The organism is Neotamlana sargassicola (assembly GCF_020523965.1).
In the GTDB taxonomy this organism is placed as follows: domain Bacteria; phylum Bacteroidota; class Bacteroidia; order Flavobacteriales; family Flavobacteriaceae; genus Neotamlana; species Neotamlana sargassicola.
Genome location: NZ_JAJAPX010000005.1, coordinates 117,286 through 139,271, shown reverse-complemented (window position 1 = coordinate 139,271; position 21,986 = coordinate 117,286). Strand labels below are relative to the sequence as shown.

Here is a 21,986-nt window from a genome sequence, read left to right as displayed (position 1 = left end):
CTAAAACTAATTTAACTTTAACTTTTGACCAACAAGAATATTATTGTCCTTTAAATTATTTAAGCGTTTTAGCTCTTTTACACTAACACCAGAGTTAACCGAAATACGATATAATGTTTCTCCTGGTTTAACAACCCAAACATCACTTTTAATATTTTTTTCAGGTGATAACTTGGGGGTTTCAACTTGGTTTTGTTGCTCAAAATTACGAACTCGTAGTTTTTGCCCCGGTTGTACCAATGTTGTTTTTAATTGGTTTGCAACTTTTATTTCTTGCAAGCTTAATCCGTATTGGTTTGCAATATCTAACAACTTCTCACCAGACGCTACAACATGATAATTCAAGCTTTCTAAAGAAAAATCTTTGTTTTTTAATTTCGCATCAACAATAGAATCTTGACCTTTTGAACCTACTAAAGTAAACTCACCTGTTGCTAAATTAAGTCGCGCTGGTTTTCCGTTTAAAAGAACATCTTTATAGGATGTTCTTGTTTGTGCTTGTAAACAAACACAAACAAGAACAAAAACTATAAAAACATTAAACTTACAATTTTTTCGCATTTTGCACCTTTTGATTTGTCAATGCTAATTTAATAACATCGCTCATATCTGTAACGTAATGAAAGGTTAAGCCTTTTAAATACTCTGGTTTAATTTCTTCAATATCTCTGCGGTTGTCTTCACAAAGTAAAATTTCTTTTATTCTGGCGCGTTTAGCAGCTAGAATTTTTTCTTTTATTCCTCCTACTGGTAAAACTTTTCCGCGAAGCGTAATTTCACCAGTCATAGCTATACTTTTTTTAACCTTACGTTGCGTATACAAAGATACTAAAGATGTTAACATGGTAACACCGGCACTTGGGCCATCTTTTGGTGTTGCTCCTTCAGGTACGTGAATATGCACATTATATTTCCCAAAAACTTCTGGATCTATACCAAACTCTTCGGCATTTGCTTTAATGTATTCCATAGCAATGGTAGACGACTCTTTCATTACCTTACCTAAATTCCCGGTAATAGTTAATGCGCCTTTTCCTTTTGATAGAATAGACTCAATAAATAAAATATCGCCACCAACTCGTGTCCATGCTAAACCTGTTACAACACCAGCTACATTATTATTTTCATATTTATCGCGCTCTAATTTTGGGCCACCTAAAACTTCAATAACGTCTTCGTTTGTAACTTTTACGTTATAATCTTCTTCCATTGCAATATTTTTAGCCGCGAAACGCACCATTTTTGCTATTTGTTTATCCAGACCACGAACACCAGATTCTCGCGTATATCCTTCAACTATTTTTTCTAGTTGGGCTTTACCTATTTTTAAATCTTTAGTGGTTAAACCATGCTCTTTTAATTGTTTTGGTAATAAATGACGCTTGGCTATTTCTACCTTTTCTTCAATAGTATAACCGGTTACATTTATAATTTCCATACGGTCTAACAACGCCGGTTGAATAGTTGATAAACTGTTTGAAGTTGCGATAAACATAACTTTAGAAAGGTCGTAACCCATTTCTAAAAAATTATCGTAAAACTCACTATTTTGTTCAGGATCTAAAACTTCTAACATGGCAGAAGATGGATCGCCTTGATGTGAATTTGATAATTTATCTATCTCATCTAACACAAAAACTGGGTTTGATGTTCCTGCCTTTTTTAAACTTTGAATAATACGCCCTGGCATGGCACCAATATAGGTTTTTCTGTGTCCGCGAATTTCGGCTTCATCGCGTAAACCACCAAGTGAAATACGCACATATTCACGCCCTAAAGCTTCTGCTATAGATTTTCCTAAAGAAGTTTTACCAACTCCTGGAGGACCATAAAGACACAATATTGGTGATTTCATATCGTTTCGCAGTTTTAAAACCGCTAAATATTCAATTATTCTTCGCTTTACATCTTCTAAACCAAAATGATCGCGATCTAGAATTTTCATAGCGCGTTTTAAGTCGAATTTATCTTTACTAAACTCATTCCAAGGTAAATCTAAAAACAGCTCTAAGTAATTTCTTTGGATGGAATATTCGGCTACTTGAGGGTTCATACGTTGTAGCTTAGCAATTTCTTTATCAAAATGCTTCCCTACTTTTTCGTCCCATTGCTTATCTTTTGCCTTGGCTTTCATCTCATCAATTTCTTGATCGTGGCTAACACCTCCCAATTCTTCTTGAATGGTTTTCATTTGCTGATGCAAGAAATATTCGCGCTGTTGCTGGTTCATATCCATCTGAACCTTAGATTGAATGTCATTTTTCAATTCTAATTTTTGAAACTCAACATTCATGTATTTTAAAGTCGCTAAAGCACGTAACTTTAAATCATTCATTTCTAACAAATTTTGTTTTTCATCTACAGTTAAATTCATGTTAGATGATACAAAGTTTACCAAAAACGAATTACTTTCAATATTTTTTATGGCGAATGAAGCCTCACTAGGAATGTTAGGACTTTCTTTTATAATTTCTAAAGCTAAGTCTTTAATAGAATCTATTATTGCCGTAAATTCCTTGTTCTTTACAGCTGGTTTAGCTTCAGGTAAATCACGAATGGTAGCATTCATGTATGGTTCTTCGGTTAAAACCTCGGCTACTTTAAATCGTTTTTTACCTTGAATAATTACTGTAACATTACCATCTGGCATTTTTAAAACACGTAGTATTCTGGCAACAGTACCAGTTTCGTGAATTTCTTTTGCTGATGGGTTTTCAACAGATTCATCCTTTTGAGCTACAACACCAATAACTTTTCCGCCTTTATTGGCATCGTTTATTAATTTTATAGATTTATCGCGTCCTGCAGTAATTGGAATTACCACTCCTGGAAATAATACCGTATTTCTTAACGATAAAATTGGTAAAGTTTCAGGTAATTCCTCGTTGTTTATAGCTTCTTCATCTTCGGGCGTCATTAAAGGAATTAATTCTGAATTTTCATCGAATTCCTGAAGTGACAAACTGTCAAGGGTTGTAAATTTAGATTTTTTCATATACACATAATAGGTCAATCTGTCATTAAAACTAAACTGAACTTATTTTTTTTTCTTATCAAACAATTAAACACACTGAATTACAAGTAGTTGAAAGCACTACACATTCAGTTACACAATTATAAAATCAATTGCTATGCCATTTTCAAGAATAACGCATAAAACTTATATCGATTACATCTTCCCCGTTTTCTTCAATACAAATAAAATTATAATCGGAATTGCAAGTAGAACAACCATTAGCCAATTAGTACTAAAAAGCCATGGCGATAAAATTAAAGTAATTAAATAACCACCAACTGCGCCTCCAAAATGCGCATCGTGACCAATGTTTCCTAATTGTTTTTTCATGCCGTAAATGGAATAAAGCAAATAACCTACACCAAAAATATAAGCAGGAATAGGTATGGGCACAAAAAACAAGTTCAAGCTCATTCCTGGTTGCAATAAAATTGCAGAATAAATAATACCAGAAACCGCACCACTGGCTCCAACGGCACTATAATTATATTCGTTTTTATGAAAATAAACCGACAACAAACTTCCAAGTAATAAACTCCCGAAATACACGATTAAAAATTTCACATTACCTAAATACCCCAAAACAACATCGGCAAAAAAGTAAAGCGACAACATATTAAACAACAAATGTTGCACATTAGCATGTAAAAACCCAGAACTAACTAAACGTAGTTTCTCTCCACGATTAATTGGCCCAACTTGAAGTTTATAAGTATCAAAAAAGCTGTAATCGTTAAAACCTTTATATGAAATTAACGCATTTGCACCTATTAAAATGGCCGTAATTAAATCTATATCACCCATACATTTTTGTGGTTTAACTATTTAAATTTTGGTAAATAACAAGCACAAATCAAATAAAAAAATTGCTGTACTTTTGCATTCACAAATCTAAAACTAATTCATGCATTTTTTAGCATATATTCTTATTTATCCGTTTTTATGGCTAACTTCTATTTTACCATTTAAACTACTTTATGCCCTTTCTGACGGATTATACATTTTACTTTTTCGTGTTTTTGGCTATAGAAAAAAAGTCGTTTCTTCTAATTTAAAACTTGTGTTTCCTGAAAAAACAGAAAAAGAAATTAAAAGAATTACCAAGGTGTTTTATCATCATTTGTGTGATATGATTGTAGAATCGATAAAATCTCTATCCGTTTCTGAAGCCGAAATGAAAAAGAGATTTAAGTTTACAAATGTTGAAGTAGTTCAAAATATAGAAGCTCAAAACCGTAGTATGATTTTAATGTGTGCCCACTACGGAAGTTGGGAATGGATTTTTATACTACAGACCTATGTGAAATCTCGTGGAAATGCCGTTTACAAGCAACTTGCGAATAAGTATTTTGATAAGCTAGTAAAACGTATTCGAGCAAAATATAACAGCTACCTTATAACAACAAAAGAAATTATACCTACTTTACTCGAAGAAAAAAAGCAAGATATTGTATCGATTAATGGTTTTGTGTCAGACCAATCGCCGAGAAGAGATAAAGCTTACCATTGGCAAGATTTTATGGGTATTAACGTTCCTGTGCATACGGGTGCAGAAATGCTAGCTAAAAAACTAGACATGGCTGTTGTTTTTTTTAGAGTAAAAAAAGTAAAACGTGGTTTTTATGAATGTACTTTTGAAACCATTACAGAAACCCCTAAAGATTTTAAAGATTACGAAATAACCGACATTTTCTTAAAACTAGTTGAAAACCAAATTAATGAAGCTCCCGAATATTATTTATGGACTCATAAACGCTGGAAACACAGAAATAAAAAAGAGGCTGTCTAAAAAGTCACATGCTTATCAATCTGAACTAGTTTCAGATTTTAATGTGTTTTGAAAATTAATTATTTAAGATTCTGAAATAAATTCAGAACGACAGATTTTAAACTTTTTAGACGACCTATACCTTATATTTTAAACTATAGGGTTATTTTAAGCTTCAGCTATTTTACCCAGTTCTTTTATAAATTTATCGGCTAAACCATCGGCAATTTCTTGTGTTTTGGCTTCGGTATAAATTCTAATAATAGGTTCGGTGTTACTTTTACGTAAATGCACCCAATTATCTGGAAAATCAATTTTCACACCATCAATCGTGGTAAGCTGCTCATGTTTATACCGGTTTTCTATTTCTTTTAAAATAGCATCAACATTTAATTCTGGCGTTAATTCTATTTTCTTTTTACTCATAAAATAACTTGGATATGTTTTTTTAAGCGCACTAACCGACATTTTCTTCTCTGCTAACAGACTTAAAAATAAAGCAACCCCAACTAAGGCATCTCTACCGTAATGCGCATCTGGATAAATAATACCACCATTACCTTCGCCACCTATAACTACTTTATTTTTCTTCATAAGTTGCACTACATTTACCTCGCCAACTGCGCTAGCTTCATAAGTCCCGCCATGTTTTTCGGTTACATCGCGCAAGGCTCTGGTAGAACTCATGTTACTTACGGTATTTCCAGGTGTGTGACTCAAAACATAATCCGCACAAGCCACTAATGTATATTCTTCGCCAAACATTTCTCCATTTTCATCCATAAAGGCTAATCTGTCCACATCTGGGTCTACAACAATTCCAAAATCGGCATTGTGTTTTTTTACAGCTTCAGACAAATCGGTTAAATGTTCTTTTAAAGGTTCAGGATTATGCGGAAAATGCCCGTTCGGTTCGCAATATAATTTTATAACATTTACACCTAAACGCTCTAAAAGTAAAGGAATAGCAATGCCTCCAGTAGAATTTACACCATCAAAAACAACTGTAAAATTTGCCTCCTCTATTGCTTTCACGTTTACTAAATCTAAATCTAGCACTTCAATAATATGCAAATCTATGTAGGCCTTATTTTTAGTAATTACCCCTAAACTATCCACATCGGCAAAATCTATAGAATTGCTTTCTGCTATTTCTAAAATTTCTGCACCCGATTTAGCATCAACAAACTCGCCCTTACTATTTAATAACTTTAAAGCATTCCATTGCTTTGGGTTATGGCTTGCTGTTAAAATTATACCACCATCGGCGTGTTCCATAGGTACAGCAACCTCAACTGTTGGTGTTGTAGAAAGTCCAACATCAACCACATCTATCCCAAGGCCAATTAATGTATTCATTACTAAATTTTGAATCATTTTTCCAGAAATTCTAGCGTCACGACCAACAACCACTTTGTAGTTATCTTTTTGGCGTTGTTGTTTCACCCAAACCCCATAGGCCGAAGCGAATTTCACAGCATCAATTGGTGTTAAATTATCTCCAACTTGTCCTCCAATAGTTCCTCTAATACCTGAAATAGATTTTATTAATGTCATAAATATTTTAATTAGTTGTTCACAAATATAGTATTTCAAAAGCGGAAACTTTACTAAGGAATTTGTAAATTTCCAAAATGAATTACTTGGCTCATATTTATCTTTCTGGAGAAAACCAACTCGTTACTATTGGTAATTTTATAGCCGACGGTATTAAAGGCAAAAGTTATAAAAAATACCAACGCGACCTTAAAATTGGAATTCTATTGCACCGACACATCGATACATTTACAGATGCGCATCCAGTGGTTAGACAAAGTACCAAAAGGCTTCATAAAAAATATGGGCACTATTCTGGGATTATTGTAGATATTTTATACGATCACTTTTTAGCCAAAAACTGGGCCAACTACGCTAAACAACCTTTAGCAAATTATGTAGACAACTTTTACAATTCCCTAAAAGCGCACCATAATATTTTGCCAAGTCATATACAAAAAATGATGCCTCATATGATTTCTGACAATTGGCTGCTAAGTTACGCCAGTATTGAAGGAATTTCTCTTGTACTAAATGGCATGAATAAACGCACTCAAAATCGTTCGGGAATGAACGAAGCTGTAAAAGAACTTGAGGAGTTTTATGAAGATTTTGAAACTGAGTTCACTACTTTTTTTGAAGATTTACGTCAATCATCTAAAGAAAAGTTAATCGAATTAAACCAAACCATTATATGAAGTATTTTATTTGCCTTTTTACAATTATTACAATTTACTCTTGCAAAGAAACCATTCCTTTTAAAACGTCTACAAGGGGCTTGGTTGCTAAAAATGCAATGGTAGTAACGGCACGCGTTGAAGCTTCAAAAATTGGAAGTGATATTTTAAAACAAGGCGGTAATGCTTTTGATGCCATGGTTGCCACAGAACTCGCGCTTGCTGTAGCTTACCCATACGCAGGAAATCTAGGTGGTGGAGGATTTATGGTATACAGAAAAGCTAACGGTGATATTGGCGCACTCGACTACCGTGAAAAAGCACCGCTTGCTGCTACAAAAAACATGTATTTAGATAGTTTGGGTAATATAATTCCAGAAAAAAGCACCCTTGGAGCTATGGCAGTTGGTGTACCAGGTACAGTTGCAGGTGTTTTTGAAGTACATAGAAAACTTGGCTCGCTACCTATTGAAACCATTTTACAGCCTGTAATTGATTTAGCTAAAAATGGCGTAATTGTTACCCACAAACAAGAAATTCGAATTAAAAAATATCAACCTTTATTTAAAAGAGCAAATAAAGATTCTATAATTTTAGATAAGCCTTGGAAACAAAACGATACCATAAAATATCCGGAATTAGCCCAAACCCTGGAGCGTATAATGATTGGTGGTCGTGATGAGTTTTACAAAGATGATACTGCCAAAACTTTAGCCAAATTTATTCAAGATAATGGCGGAATTATTACCGAAGAAGACTTAGCGCTGTACGAAGCCAAATGGCGTAAACCAATTACCTTTAACTACGACGATTTAAAAGTAATTTCTATTGCACCACCTTCAAGTGGTGGTGTGTGTTTGGCACAAATAATGAAAATGATTGAACCATTTAACCTACGCGAATACGGCCATAACTCGCTAAAAACAATGCAAGTAATTACCGAAGCCGAAAGACGTACTTACGCCGACAGAAGTCATTACTTAGGCGATCCAGATTTTGTTAATATCCCGATAGATTCATTAATAGACGAATCGTACTTAAATAACAGAATGTCTAACTTTTCATTTAAAAAAGCGACTTTATCGAATGATGTATCTTATGGCAACATTGAAGTTATGGAGAGTGATGAAACCACCCACTATTCTATTGTAGATCAATTTGGAAATGCTGTAGCTGTTACAACAACAATTAATGGCGCCTATGGTTCGAAATTATACTGCCAAGAATTAGGTTTCTTTTTAAACAATGAAATGGACGATTTTAGTAGTAAACCTGGTGAACCAAACATGTTTGGTTTAATTGGAGCCGAAGCCAATAGTATTGCTCCGCAAAAACGTATGCTTAGCGCCATGACACCTACAATTGTTGAAAAAAATGGCGAATTATATATGGTTGTTGGTACACCTGGTGGTTCTACTATTATAACATCGGTATTACAAACTATTTTAAATGTACATGAATTTGGCATGACTATGCAGGAGGCTGTTAACGCGCCAAGGTTTCATCACCAATGGTTACCAGACGAAATTAGACTTGAAAAAAATGGTTTTAATGAACCTTTAAAAAGTCAACTAGAAAGTTTAGGATATTCAATTAACGAAAATCGCTCTCCTATTTTAGGTAAAGTTGATGCTATTTTGGTTTTAAACGATAAAACTTACGAGGCTGGTGCAGATTATCGAGGTGACGATACAGCCGTCGGATTTTAATCTCATTTTTTTTACTTAAAATTATCGTTTAATACTTTAGAGCAGATTTAATTATTTAATGTCTAAAAAAATAAAAAAAACATTTAAAATAGTAGTTGGGGTAATCGTTTTTTTAACCTTACCTAGTTTATTGTTTTTTGGTTTTTTGTTCTTTAAATACAATGAAGATTTGCCCGCTGGAAAACAAGGAAAACAAGCCGATGCCTTGGCAACAAAAATGCTTAAAACCTTAAACTACCAAGCCTATAAAAATACCGATTATATTGAGTGGACTTTTAAAAAAAGACACCACTTTAACTGGGATAAAAAAAATAATATATGTGATGTATTTTGGCGCAACAATAAAGTTATTTTAAACTTTAATAATTTAAGCAAGAGTAAAGCTTATACAAACAACATACCGCAATCTGGAGAAAATGCCACCAAACTTATAAAAAAAGCAACCACTCTGTTTAACAACGACTCTTTTTGGCTTGTGGCACCATTTAAAGTGTTCGACGATGGTGTTGAACGACGCTTGGTAAAGACTGAAACTAATGGTGACGCCTTGTTAGTATCTTATACTTCCGGTGGCAGCACTCCGGGAGATTCTTACCTATGGATTTTTGATGAAAACGGTAAACCAAAAGCCTTTAAAATTTGGGCTTCGATATTACCAATTAAAGGTTTAGAAGCTTCTTGGAGCGATTGGAAAACCACTGAAACAGGCGCAGAATTACCAACGTTTCACAAATTATTAGTTTTGGGCCTGGAGCTAGACGATATTCGTACTTTTAATTAAAACTTATTTACTTTTTTGACCAACAAACTTATGGCTATCCGATTTAAAAAGCACATTAAAACTAGTTAAACTGCCGTAAATTCTAGTTAAATATTGCTGTAAATCTATTTTTTGTTGCGCATCTAAATCGCTAGAATTTATACGCTGTTCCATAACTCGCAAACGATCTCTTACCATGGTAATTTTATGAAAAAACTTATCAATAGGCAGCTCGTATGGCTTCAAGTTTTCATCAGCTGGTTGTAAAATTAAAGTTCCACCTTTGTACTTATCTGCAATAGGCACAACTTCGCTAGCATCGCTCCATTTTTTTAAAATTTTAACCAAACTAGTTTCTACATCATAAAAACTAACGGTATCAACTTCATCTTGAGCCGCTTCAATAACCTCAAAATCACTATCCAAATCAATAGTTTCCAATCCATTTTCAATAAAAGTAACCCAGTAATGTTGCGAGGTAACATTAGTAACTACACCTTTACCAAATTCGGCATGATTTATCCTAGATCCAATTCCTAATAATTTCATTTATATAATTTTTAGTTGTTTACAAGTATAAGAAATACAACCTAAAACTTCACAAGAAATTAACAACTAAAGTTGTAAATTAGCAGTTTTGTAATTTATGAGCAATTTCGAAGAATTTATTGAAGTAAAAGGAGCACGAGTACACAATCTTAAAAATATAGATGTGTCTATTCCACGTGAAAAACTTGTAGTTATTACAGGTTTATCGGGTAGTGGAAAATCGTCTCTAGCTTTCGATACTATTTATGCTGAAGGACAACGCCGTTACATTGAAACCTTTTCGGCTTATGCCAGACAATTTTTAGGTGGTTTAGAACGACCAGATGTTGATAAAATTGATGGCCTCTCACCTGTTATTGCCATAGAACAAAAAACAACGAGTAAATCGCCACGATCTACCGTTGGAACTATTACAGAAATATACGATTTTTTACGACTACTTTTTGCTCGTGCCAGTGATGCTTATAGCTACAACACCGGCGAAAAAATGATTAGCTACAGCGACGAGCAAATTAAAGAACTCATTATAAAAGATTTTAATGGTAAACGCATTAATATTTTAGCTCCTGTAATTCGATCTAGAAAAGGGCATTACCGTGAATTGTTCGAGCAAATTGCCAAACAAGGTTTTGTAAAAGTTAGAACTGATGGTAATATTGTCGATATTACTCGTGGCATGAAGCTCGATAGGTACAAAACTCACGATATTGAAATTGTTATTGACAGATTAAAGGTTGATGATTCCGTAGATAACGACAAAAGACTTACCGAAACCATAAACACAGCCATGTATCATGGCGACGATGTACTTTTAGTAATAGATCAAGACACGCAAGAAGCACGTTATTTTAGTAGAAACTTAATGTGCCCTACTTCTGGAATTTCATACCCAAACCCAGAACCTAATAATTTCTCGTTTAACTCACCAAAAGGTGCATGTAGTAACTGTAATGGTATTGGTACTTTATATCAAGTTAATGAAAATAAAATTGTTCCAGATCCAACGTTATCAATTAATAATGGGGCTTTAGCTCCACATGGCGCCGAAAAAAAGAGCTGGATTTTTAAGCAGTTTGAAACTATTGCACAACGCTTCGATTTTAAGTTAACCGATGCTTACAAGGATATTCCTGAAGAAGCGAAACAAATGATTTTATACGGTGGTAACGAAAAATTTTCTGTTGAAAGCAAAACACTTGGTGTTACCCGAGATTATAAAATAGATTTTGAAGGCGTTGCTAATTTTATTGAAAACCAATACAAAACAGCCGAATCTACTTCACTAAAACGTTGGGCTAAAGAGTACATGGATAAAGTTGAATGTCCTGTTTGTGAAGGCTCTCGGTTAAAAAAAGAATCGCTTTACTTTAAGCTAAACGGTAAAAATATTGCCGAATTAGCAAATACCGATATTGTTGATTTAGCAGATTGGTTTAATGATTTAGACAAACATCTTTCTAAAAAACAATTAAAAATTGCTGAAGAAGTTGTAAAAGAAATAAAAGCTCGATTACAGTTTTTATTAGATGTAGGTTTAAACTATTTATCACTAAACCGAAGTAGCAAAACCTTATCTGGTGGTGAAGCACAACGTATTCGTTTGGCAACACAAATTGGATCGCAATTAGTTGGAGTTTTATATATTTTAGATGAACCAAGTATAGGTTTACACCAACGCGATAATGAAAAACTCATTAATTCATTAGTGTCATTACGCGACATAGGTAACTCTGTTTTAGTAGTAGAACATGATAAAGACATGATTGAGCGTGCCGATTTTGTAGTAGATATTGGCCCTAAAGCAGGAAAACACGGAGGCGAAATTATTAGTTTAGGAACTCCGAAAGAACTAAAAACACATCATACACTAACAGCCGATTACTTAAATGGCTCTTTAGAGATCGAAGTTCCTAAAAAACGACGTGAAGGCAACGGTAATTTCTTAGAACTAAAAGGTTGCACTGGCAACAACTTAAAAAATGTATCTGTTAAATTTCCGTTAGGAAAAATGATTGGTGTTACCGGCGTTTCTGGTAGCGGAAAATCAACTTTAATAAACGAAACCCTCTACCCTATTTTAAATGCGTATTACTTTAATGGGGTAAAAAAACCTATGCCTTACAAAAGCATTAAAGGTTTGGAACATATCGATAAGGTTATTGATATTAACCAATCGCCAATTGGAAGAACACCACGAAGTAATCCAGCAACTTATACGGGTACCTTTAGTGAAATACGTGCGCTTTTTGCAAAAACACCCGAAGCCATGATTCGTGGTTACAAACCTGGTCGTTTTAGTTTTAATGTTAAAGGCGGACGATGCGAAACTTGCCAAGGTGGTGGCTTACGCGTTATAGAAATGAATTTTTTACCAGACGTTTACGTTGAATGCGAAACTTGCCAAGGCAAGCGCTTTAATCGCGAAACACTTGAAATTCGCTACAAAGGCAAAAATATTAGTGATGTATTAAGCATGACTATTAACGAAGCTGTAGATTTCTTTGAACACATACCTAAAATCTTTAAAAAATTAAAAACAATTAAAGATGTTGGTTTGGGCTATATTACATTGGGCCAACAAAGCACCACTTTATCTGGTGGTGAAGCACAACGTATTAAATTAGCTACAGAACTCTCTAAACGCGATACTGGAAATACCTTTTATATTTTAGATGAACCAACCACCGGACTTCATTTTGAAGATATTCGCGTATTAATGCAAGTTTTAAATAAATTAGCAGACAAAGGAAACACGGTCTTAATTATTGAACACAATTTAGATGTTATTAAAACCGTTGACCATATTATTGATATTGGCTACGAAGGTGGTAAAGGCGGTGGACAAGTAGTGGTTGAAGGAACTCCAGAAGAGGTTGCAAAACACCCCAAAAGTTACACCGCAAAATTTTTAAAGAAAGAATTAAACTATTAATTAATATACAATAGATTAAAAAATATTATGAGAAAAGAACAACACCATAAAGGTTGGAATGAAATAAAAACAAACGATTCTTGGGCCATTTTTAAAATTATGGGAGAGTTTGTAAACGGTTACGAAAAACTTAGTAAAATAGGACCTTGTGTTTCTATCTTTGGTTCTGCTAGAACTAAACCAGACCATAAATACTATAAACTAGCAGAGAGCGTAGCCAACAAAATAGTCGAAGCTGGTTATGGCGTAATTACTGGCGGTGGACCAGGAATTATGGAAGCTGGTAACAAAGGCGCACATTTAGGCGGTGGTACATCGGTTGGATTAAATATTGATTTACCTTTCGAGCAACACGACAATCCTTATATAGATTCTGATAAAAATTTAGATTTCGATTACTTTTTTGTACGTAAAGTAATGTTTGTAAAATATTCTCAAGGTTTTGTTGTTATGCCTGGTGGTTTTGGAACTTTAGATGAATTGTTTGAAGCCATTACGCTTATTCAAACTCATAAAATCGGAAAGTTCCCCATTATTTTAGTGGGCACCGAATTTTGGGAAGGCCTTATGGACTGGATTAAAAAAACACTTTTAGACAGTTTTGGTAACATTAGCGCAAAAGATCTTGATTTAATTCATTTAGTTGATACCGAAGATGAAGTCATTTCTATTTTAGATAACTTTTACAAAGAGTCCGGTTTAAGTCCTAATTTTTAATTATTAACATTTTATAAAAACAAAACAGCACCCTAATTTTGCTATATTGCAATGCCTTAAATAATGTATTCACTTTTAATCGTTTTTATAAGTTGAAAATTCACCTATTTATTAGTTTTATTCTCTCATCGTTATATTTTTCGGCGTTTGGCCAAAATAAAATCGATTTGACGGCTAGTTTCAACTTACAGGAAAAACAAATTAAAATTTCGCAAACCATTACGTATTTCAACACATCTCCAACCGTGTTAGATACAATTTACTTAAGTAATTGGGCGAACAGTTTTTCATCTAAAAAAACCCCATTGGCTAAACGTATTGCCGAAGAATACAAAAACGATTTTCATTTAGCAAAAAACGAAGACCGCGGATATTCTATAATAACATCCATACAGCAAAATAATACCAATGTATTTTTTACGGAGTTAAAAAACCAGCCTGATATTGTAAAAGTAGCACTTAGCAATCCTTTAAAACCAAACGAAGCTTATCACCTAAAACTGGAGTATTTAGTACAAATTCCTAACGCCAAATTTACCAGTTACGGTATTACTAACCAAGGTGATTTTAATTTAAAGTATTGGTACATTACACCGGCTATTTATAATACCGATTGGCAATATTACAGTAATAAAAATTTAAACGATTTGTTTATACCCAAAGCCGATTTAAATTTTAGCATTACTATTCCGAAAGGCTACACTTTAACTTCAGAACTAGACACGAGTAAAATTGAAGAAACGAGTAAAGGACAAAATATAATTCTTGAAGGGAAAAATCGCATTAATTCAAAACTATTTATTTCTCAAAAATCATCATTCAACACCATACAAGATGGAAATGTAGCTTTGGTTTCTAACCTTCCCGATAAAAACCTAGAGGTTATTGAGAAAGTTTTAATTACCGAAAAAATCATCAAATTTTTAACTAGAAAATTTGGAGAATATCCACATAAAAGACTTTTAATTTCCGATATAGACTATAACAAAGACCCGCTTTATGGGTTAAATTTTCTACCTAATTTTTTGCGTGCTTACCCAAACAGCTTCGAGTACGAAATAAAACTTCTTAAGGTTGCTATTCGTAATTATTTAGAAAACATTTTATTAATAAACCCTCGAAAAGAACAGTGGTTACTAGATGGTATTCAAACCTACTATTTAATAACTTATGTTGAAGAGTTTTACCCCGACATGAAGTTTTTAGGCAATTTTGCAAATATTTGGGGCATTCGTACTTTTCATGCTGCCGATATGTATTTTAACGACAAATACAACACGGCCTTTATGCTTATGGCACGTACCAATAGAGACCAACCTTTAAGCATGCAAAAAGACTCTCTTTTAAAATTTAACAGCAACATTGCCAATAAATACAAAGCAGGATTAGGACTAAAATATTTAGATGATTTTGTAAACGGCGATATTGTTGAAAATAGTATTGAAAATTTCATTAATAACAACAAACTAGAACCAATAACTGCAAAGGATTTTGAGGACTTTATAAAATCAAAAACCAACAAAAATATCGATTGGTTTTTTACCGACTATTTAACTACCAGAAAAAAGTTAGACTTTAAAATTAAAAAGGTTTCAAAAACAGAAGATTCAATTACCGTTAGCATAAAAAATAAACGCGATAATAGTATGCCTGTGTCGCTTTACAGTGTTAAAAACGATTCTATAATTTCTAAAATTTGGGTAGAAAATATAGAGGACACAAAAACCTTAACCATACCGCGTAACGAGGCAAACAAATTGGTTTTAAATTACAATAATACAATTCCCGAAGTAAATGTTCGTGATAATTGGAAATCGCTAAAAGGTCTAAGCAACAAACCCTTACAATTTAGACTTTTTCAAGATGTTGAAGACCCCTATTACAGTCAGGTGTTTTTTATGCCTATTGTAGAATTCGACAATATTTACGACGGCTTCACCTTAGGTTTAAAAGCTTATAATAAAACCGTTTTACGTAAACTATTCAATTATAAAATTCAGCCTCAGTACGCATTTAAATCTAAATCTTTAACAGGTTCAGTATCGCTATCAAAAACACATTATTTACAAAATAGCAACTTATATTACATAAATTATGGTGTTGGTAGTAGTTATACCTCTTATGCCGAAGATTTATTTGCACGCAAAATAACACCATCTTTATCCTTTGGATTTAGGGAGAACGACGATTTCCGATCGAACAAACGCAAGTTACTTCAATTTAGATATATTGATATTCATCGGGATAAAGTTGATACTAATTTACAATCATCAGAAGAGCCAAATTATAGTGTTTTTAATGCCCGATTTACACATTCCAACGATAATTTAATTAACTACAATCGCTGGTATGCCGATTTTCAATTAGGGGCAAAATTTAGTAAGCTCTCTTTTAATTATGAATACCGAAAACTTTTTGAGAGTAACAGGCAATTAAACATTCGCTTTTTTGCAGGTACATTTTTAAAAAACAAAACCGATTTATCATCAATCTATTTTAGTTTTGCTTTAGATAGACCAACCGATTATTTATTCGATTATTCCTATCTAGGCCGCTCGGAACAATCGGGAATTTTTAGTCAGCAGTATATCGATGCCGAAGGCGGTTTTAAATCGAAACTAAACACGCCTTTTGCCAACCAATGGATTACAACCTTTAATACAAGCACCACACTTTGGAACTACATTTTAGCCTATGGTGATGTTGGCTTGGTTAAAAGCAAATACAACACTTCTAAATTTGTTTACGACTCTGGTATTCGTGTTAATTTAGTTACCGATTATTTCGAAATATACTTTCCTATATACTCAAACCTTGGTTGGGAAATTAGTCAGCCGCATTATGCCGAAAAAATACGCTTCAAAATCACGTTAGCACCACAAGCGCTATTAGGTTTATTTAGACGTCGTTGGTTCTAGATAAATTAAAAAATATTCATCAAATTAAATATTTGTTAAAAATAATTCAACAAAAACCAACAATCATTTAATTTTTTACGAAATTCACAAGATATCAGATTAGCTTTTAATTGCTAAATAGTTCTAATTTCCTTACTTTTGCAAAACCTTAAAAGCATTTACCGCATGCAAACCATACCAGATATACAAAACAATATTTCTTTTGATGATTTTAAAACTGAAGTTCTTTCTGATTACAAAATAGCCGTAGAAAGTCGCGAATGTAGTTTACTTGGTCGAAGAGAAGTACTTACAGGAAAGGCTAAATTTGGAATTTTTGGAGACGGTAAAGAAGTACCTCAACTTGCTATGGCTAAAGCATTTGCTAAAGGCGATTGGCGTTCGGGTTATTACCGAGACCAGACCTTTATGATGGCTATTGGAGAATTTACTAAAGAACATTTTTTTGCTGGTTTATACGCCGATACCAATATAAAACATGAACCCATGTCGGCAGGTCGCCAAATGGGCGGTCATTTTGTTACACATAGTTTAGACGATAACGGTAACTGGAAAGATTTAACAAACCAATATAACTCTAGTGCAGATATTTCACCAACAGCAGCTCAAATGCCGCGTTTACTTGGTTTAGCTCAAGCCTCTAAAATTTTCAGACATGTTGAAGGCATTAATACTACAAAATTTTCTATCAAAGGAAACGAAGTAGCTTGGGGAACTATAGGTAATGCAAGTACCAGCGAAGGTTTATTTTTTGAAACTATAAATGCAGCCGGTGTGCTGCAAGTGCCAATGGTAATTAGTATTTGGGATGACGAATATGGTATTTCTGTCCACGCTAAACACCAAACAACAAAAGAAAATATTTCTGAAGTTTTAAAAGGATTTCAACGAGATAAAGATAATAACGGATTTGAAATTTTAAGAGTAAAAGGTTGGGATTATCCTAACTTAGTAGCCACTTACCAAGAAGCAGGTGCCATTGCTCGCGAAGAACATGTACCAGTAATTATACATGTTACAGAAGTTACCCAACCGCAAGGGCATTCAACATCTGGTTCTCACGAACGCTATAAAAGTCCAGAACGATTAGCTTGGGAAAAAGATCATGACTGCAATTTAAAAATGCGTGAATGGATTCTTGAAAGTGGTATTGCCACAGAAGAAGATTTAGTAAAAATTGAACGTAATGCAAAACGTGAGGTTAGAGAGGCTAAAAAAAATACTTGGAATACCTTTTTAAAACCAATAGCTAAAGAACAGCAAGAGCTTATAGCACAATTAAAATCTATAGAAACAAAAAGTGCCAATGGCGTTTTTATAGCTAAACTAAAACAAAGTTTAGAAGCTATAGATGAGCCAACCAGAAAAGATATTTTATCGCATGCTAGAAAAACGTTAAGATATCTTTTAAATGAAAACTTCGAAGAAAAACAAAAACTACAAAGTTGGATAAATAATATTTTTGATAATGTTCAACCTAAATTTAGCTCTCATGTTTTTTCTGAAACAGAACGCGCTAATACACGTATAAAAGAAATAAAGCCAACATACAACGACGAAGCAGAACTTGTTGATGGACGTATTATTTTACGTGATAATTTTGAAGCAATATTTCAAAATATACCTGAAGCTTTAGTTTTTGGTGAAGATTCTGGTAATATTGGAGACGTAAACCAAGGTTTAGAAGGTTTACAAGAAAAATTTGGCGATTTAAGAGTAGCCGATGTAGGTATTAGAGAAGCTACAATTATTGGCCAAGGTATTGGTATGGCATTACGCGGGTTAAGGCCCATTGCCGAAATTCAATACTTAGACTATATTCTTTATGCCATCCAAATTATAAGCGACGATTTGGCTACAACACACTACCGTACTGTTGGAAAACAAAAAGCGCCTTTAATTATAAGAACCAGAGGCCACAGGCTAGAAGGTATTTGGCATTCAGGTTCTCCTATGGGCGGTATTTTGCATTTAACACGCGGCGTTAATGTATTAGTACCTCGAAACATGACTAAAGCTGCTGGTTTTTATAACACCTTACTTCAAGGTAACGATCCTGCTATAGTTATAGAATGTTTAAACGGTTACCGTTTAAAAGAAAAAATGCCCAACAATTTAGGAACACTAAAAACTCCTATAGGCGTTGTAGAAACTATAAAAGAAGGAGCAGATATTACAGTAGTATCATATGGCTCAACATTACGTATTGTTGAGCAAGTTTCAAAAGAACTAATAGCTGTTGGAATTGATATTGAGATTATAGATGTACAATCGCTTCTTCCATTCGATTTAAATCATGACATTGTTAAAAGTGTTGAAAAAACAAACCGATTAATAATTATTGATGAAGATGTTCCAGGAGGAGCTTCAGCCTATATACTAAACGAAGTTTTAAATAATCAAAATGCTTATCAATACCTAGATAGTGCACCTAAAACTTTAACAGCAAAAGAGCATCGTCCTGCTTATGGTAACGATGGCGATTATTTCTCTAAACCTTCAGCTGAAGATATTTTTGAAGCCATATATGCCATAATGCATGAGAGCAATCCTAAAGATTATCCTAAACTAAGATAAACACAGTTTTAATATTTTAAACCATCGTTTCGCGATGGTTTTTTTTATATTTATATACAATTAAAAATTATGAAAACAGAATCGCCTTTAATAACTAGAGATTGGTTAGCTATAGAACGCACTAAACTAGCCAACGAACGCACGTTTTTAGCTTATTTTAGAACGTCTATTGTGTTTTTAGGTACTGGAATTACACTAATAAAACTTCAATTTTTTTCTGAAATGAAACCATTTGGCGCCATTTTACTTGCCATAGCTCCAATTATTTTAATTATTGGTATTGTAAGACTTATAAGTGTAAAACGTACCATAAAAAAACATTACCAAGCTTAATACATGAAAGCCGCCACAGTAAAAGAGATTAAAACAGAGCTAAATCAATTATCTACATCAGAATTACAAGAATTATGCCTACGGTTATCGCGCTTTAAAATAGAAAATAAAGAGTTACTTACCTATTTACTTTTTGAGTCTCATAACGAAGCTTCTTATATAGAAAGCATAAAAGCTTATATAGACAATGAATTTAACAACATAAACACCAAGAGTATTTTTTACATAAAAAAGAGCATTCGTAAAATTTTAAAAAACGTAAAAAAATATATTCGATATTCACAAAACAAGGCTACAGAAGCAGAACTACTACTCTATTTTTGCAAAAAATTAAAATATTTTACACCAAGCATATCTAAAAGTACGCAATTACAAAATATGTACAATAGGCAACTTGAACAAGCCAAAAAACGCATAAATACACTACATGAAGATTTGCAATACGATTTTAATTTAATTATTGAAGAGCTGCTGTAATTAATAAAATAAGAAACATTTAACTTAGTTTCACAATAGATTAACACAATTAAATTGTGCGCAATTTAATTGTGTGTTAATTTCGCATTATGAAATCAGATAAGTTAAAATTAAATCAGCAATTATGCTTTCCTATTTATTTATTAGCTAAAGATATTGTAAGCCTTTACAAACCTTTATTGCAAGCTATAAATTTAACTTACCCACAGTATTTAGTTATGTTAATACTCTGGGAAAACGACGCGCTATCTTTAAAATCTATTGGAGAGAGATTAAGTTTAGATAGCGGTACATTAACCCCATTAATAAAGCGTTTACTATCCAAAGAATTGGTAATAAAAAAACGCAGTGAGGAAGATGAACGCATTGTAAATATTTCATTAACCGAAAAAGGAAAAGCTTTAAAAACCGAAGCACAATGTATACCAGAAGAGCTAATGTCTATTATGAATTTAAGCAACGAAGAGCTTGAAAACTTTAGAGAAACAATAAAAAAAATACTAAATAAAAGAAAATGAAAACAATTTATACCATTGGCGCAACAGCCACCGGAGGAAGAAACGGACGAGTAACTAGCGAGAACAATATTTTAGATATAGAAGTAAGACACCCGAAAGCACTTGGTGGTGCTAACAACGATTATGCAAACCCTGAAATGTTATTTGCCGCTGGTTACGCTGCTTGTTTTGATAGCGCATTAAACCTAGTAATAAATAAAGGCAAGATAAAAACCGGTACAACCGAAGTAAAAGCAAACATAAGTATTGGGCAATTAGATAATGGTGGCTTTGGTTTAGCGGCCGAATTATTTATAAATATCCCTGGTGTTAGTAATGACCAAGCCCAAAAGTTAGCAGAACAAGCGCATCAAGTATGTCCATACTCTAATGCAACTAGAAATAACATTGAAGTTAAGCTAACAGTTACTAACAACGATTAAAAAAAGAAAAATTTAAAACAAAAAAAATGAGTTTATTAGAAGATTTAAATTGGAGACATGCCGTAAAAGCATATAATCCAGAGAAAAAAGTAAGTCAAGAAAATATAGATAAAATTGTTGAAGCTGCTCGTTTAGCTCCAACATCTTCAGGGCTTCAACCTTTTAAAGTCTTGGTTGTTTCCAATCAAGATTTAAAAGAAAAATTAGTTAAAGGCGCTTTAAACCCAGAATGCATGCGCGATTGTTCGCATGTTATTGTTTTTGCTGCTTGGAATAGGTATACTGAAGAGCGCATAGACAAGGTTTACAACTTTACTACAGACGAAAGAGGCTTACCTCGAGGACGATTCAGCAGTTATACAGACAAGCTTAAAGCTTTATATTTAAATCAACCTGCGGAAGAAAATTTTGCACACATAGCTAGACAAACCTACATTGCTTTAGGTTTAGCTTTAGCCCAAGCTGCAGAATTAAAGGTAGACACAACACCGGCTGAAGGTTTTAGTAATGCCGTTGTAGATGAAGTTTTAGAGCTTGATAAACTAGGTTTAAAAAGTGTATCGTTAATGTATGTTGGTGTTGCAGACAACGAAAACGACTGGATAGCACACATGAAAAAAGTACGTATACCAACTAATGAGTTTTTAGTTGAATATTAATAAATAGAGCACTAAAAAAAAACCAGCCTTAATAATTTTAAAGCTGGTTTTTTTAATGATTTCTTATGAAGAATTAATTTCCGTACTTAGATAACTTTTCACTATAAGTTTTAACTTTCGCCTTACCTTCTGTAACTGTTGTTTTTAACTTAGATAATTTAGCCTCTGCGTTGGCAATTTTAGCTTCTTTAGCCTTAATTTCTTCAGCAGATAATTTCCCACTTTTTTTAAGCGTTTCTAATTTTGCCTTGGCAGCATCAATTTTTTCGCGTCCGTTAGATATTGTTTGTTCTTTGGCTTCAAAACGTTGCAACTACTTACTTAACACTTATTTTCATAATCCTTTAGTCTAATTTTTAAACGCGCTTATACTTTAAAAATTTTAGCTTTTTCAATCCTCATTTCTTTTCAAAATTCA

The 21,986-nt window shown here is 33.3% G+C and carries 19 protein-coding genes; 13 read left to right on the top strand and 6 right to left on the bottom strand.

Annotation, left to right across the window (positions count from 1 at the left end):
• Positions 1-6: 6 nt before the first annotated feature.
• The 3 genes from LG651_RS12530 to LG651_RS12520 all read right to left on the bottom strand — a co-directional run bounded on the left by LG651_RS12530 (position 7) and on the right by LG651_RS12520 (position 3,820).
• Positions 7-561: a LysM peptidoglycan-binding domain-containing protein gene (locus LG651_RS12530; protein ID WP_226696460.1), complete on the bottom strand. Its 555-nt coding sequence runs from the start codon at positions 559-561 to the stop codon at positions 7-9.
• Positions 545-2,995: an endopeptidase La gene (gene lon / locus LG651_RS12525; RefSeq protein WP_226696459.1), complete on the bottom strand. Its 2,451-nt coding sequence runs from the start codon at positions 2,993-2,995 to the stop codon at positions 545-547. Before lon ends, LG651_RS12530 begins: the two co-directional genes overlap by 17 nt.
• 174 nt (positions 2,996-3,169) lie before the next feature.
• A complete protein-coding gene (locus LG651_RS12520; RefSeq protein WP_226696458.1) occupies positions 3,170-3,820 on the bottom strand; it encodes a rhomboid family intramembrane serine protease in 651 nt (216 codons plus the stop codon).
• Positions 3,821-3,920: 100 nt separating this feature from the next.
• Here LG651_RS12520 and LG651_RS12515 point away from each other — a divergent pair, with 100 nt between their 5' ends.
• Positions 3,921-4,805: a lysophospholipid acyltransferase family protein gene (locus tag LG651_RS12515; RefSeq protein ID WP_226696457.1), complete on the top strand. Its 885-nt coding sequence runs from the start codon at positions 3,921-3,923 to the stop codon at positions 4,803-4,805.
• Between the two features lie 147 nt (positions 4,806-4,952).
• Here the strand turns inward: LG651_RS12515 and glmM are convergent, their stop codons facing one another.
• Positions 4,953-6,341 (bottom strand): phosphoglucosamine mutase, encoded by a 1,389-nt coding sequence (gene glmM, locus LG651_RS12510; protein ID WP_226696456.1) that lies wholly within the window; start codon positions 6,339-6,341, stop codon positions 4,953-4,955.
• A gap of 77 nt (positions 6,342-6,418) precedes the next feature.
• Between glmM and LG651_RS12505 the strand changes: the two genes are divergently transcribed.
• From LG651_RS12505 to LG651_RS12495, 3 genes are read left to right on the top strand one after another with little or no spacing between them, the layout of a single operon-like run.
• Complete coding sequence (locus LG651_RS12505) at positions 6,419-7,018, top strand: acyl carrier protein phosphodiesterase (RefSeq protein ID WP_226696455.1); 600 nt, start codon at positions 6,419-6,421, stop codon at positions 7,016-7,018.
• On the top strand, positions 7,015-8,706 hold the full coding sequence (gene ggt / locus LG651_RS12500) for a gamma-glutamyltransferase (RefSeq protein WP_226696454.1): 1,692 nt from the start codon (positions 7,015-7,017) through the stop codon (positions 8,704-8,706). Before LG651_RS12505 ends, ggt begins: the two co-directional genes overlap by 4 nt.
• 58 nt (positions 8,707-8,764) lie before the next feature.
• On the top strand, positions 8,765-9,487 hold the full coding sequence (locus LG651_RS12495; RefSeq protein ID WP_226696453.1) for a hypothetical protein: 723 nt from the start codon (positions 8,765-8,767) through the stop codon (positions 9,485-9,487).
• Between the two features lie 3 nt (positions 9,488-9,490).
• On the opposite strand, the gene LG651_RS12490 is transcribed toward LG651_RS12495, so the two are convergent.
• Positions 9,491-10,015 (bottom strand): hypothetical protein, encoded by a 525-nt coding sequence (locus LG651_RS12490; RefSeq protein ID WP_226696452.1) that lies wholly within the window; start codon positions 10,013-10,015, stop codon positions 9,491-9,493.
• A gap of 97 nt (positions 10,016-10,112) precedes the next feature.
• Between LG651_RS12490 and uvrA the strand changes: the two genes are divergently transcribed.
• From uvrA to LG651_RS12445, 9 genes are all read left to right on the top strand, one after another.
• Positions 10,113-12,947: an excinuclease ABC subunit UvrA gene (gene uvrA / locus LG651_RS12485; protein ID WP_226696451.1), complete on the top strand. Its 2,835-nt coding sequence runs from the start codon at positions 10,113-10,115 to the stop codon at positions 12,945-12,947.
• A 27-nt stretch (positions 12,948-12,974) separates the two neighbouring features.
• Positions 12,975-13,664, top strand: a complete 690-nt coding sequence (locus tag LG651_RS12480; RefSeq protein ID WP_226696450.1) for an LOG family protein — start codon at positions 12,975-12,977, stop codon at positions 13,662-13,664.
• A gap of 167 nt (positions 13,665-13,831) precedes the next feature.
• Positions 13,832-16,582 (top strand): gluzincin family metallopeptidase, encoded by a 2,751-nt coding sequence (locus LG651_RS12475; RefSeq protein ID WP_226696449.1) that lies wholly within the window; start codon positions 13,832-13,834, stop codon positions 16,580-16,582.
• A gap of 165 nt (positions 16,583-16,747) precedes the next feature.
• Entirely contained in the window at positions 16,748-19,159 is a 2,412-nt protein-coding gene (locus LG651_RS12470) for an alpha-ketoacid dehydrogenase subunit alpha/beta (RefSeq protein ID WP_226696448.1), read from the top strand.
• A 69-nt stretch (positions 19,160-19,228) separates the two neighbouring features.
• The gene (locus LG651_RS12465; RefSeq protein WP_226696447.1) at positions 19,229-19,492 is read left to right on the top strand and encodes a DUF202 domain-containing protein; all 264 of its coding nucleotides are present in this window, start codon (positions 19,229-19,231) and stop codon (positions 19,490-19,492) included.
• 3 nt (positions 19,493-19,495) lie between these two features.
• On the top strand, positions 19,496-19,969 hold the full coding sequence (locus LG651_RS12460; RefSeq protein WP_226696446.1) for a hypothetical protein: 474 nt from the start codon (positions 19,496-19,498) through the stop codon (positions 19,967-19,969).
• An 89-nt stretch (positions 19,970-20,058) separates the two neighbouring features.
• Positions 20,059-20,487 carry a MarR family winged helix-turn-helix transcriptional regulator gene (locus LG651_RS12455; RefSeq protein WP_226696445.1) on the top strand — a complete coding sequence of 143 codons (429 nt, stop codon included), beginning with the start codon at positions 20,059-20,061 and terminating at the stop codon, positions 20,485-20,487.
• Complete coding sequence (locus tag LG651_RS12450) at positions 20,484-20,909, top strand: organic hydroperoxide resistance protein (protein ID WP_226696444.1); 426 nt, start codon at positions 20,484-20,486, stop codon at positions 20,907-20,909. The genes LG651_RS12455 and LG651_RS12450 overlap by 4 nt, the downstream gene beginning before the upstream one ends.
• Before the next feature lie 26 nt (positions 20,910-20,935).
• Positions 20,936-21,568 carry a nitroreductase family protein gene (locus LG651_RS12445; RefSeq protein ID WP_226696443.1) on the top strand — a complete coding sequence of 211 codons (633 nt, stop codon included), beginning with the start codon at positions 20,936-20,938 and terminating at the stop codon, positions 21,566-21,568.
• A 73-nt stretch (positions 21,569-21,641) separates the two neighbouring features.
• On the opposite strand, the gene LG651_RS12440 is transcribed toward LG651_RS12445, so the two are convergent.
• Positions 21,642-21,881: a hypothetical protein gene (locus LG651_RS12440; protein ID WP_226696442.1), complete on the bottom strand. Its 240-nt coding sequence runs from the start codon at positions 21,879-21,881 to the stop codon at positions 21,642-21,644.
• Positions 21,882-21,986 lie beyond the last annotated feature (105 nt).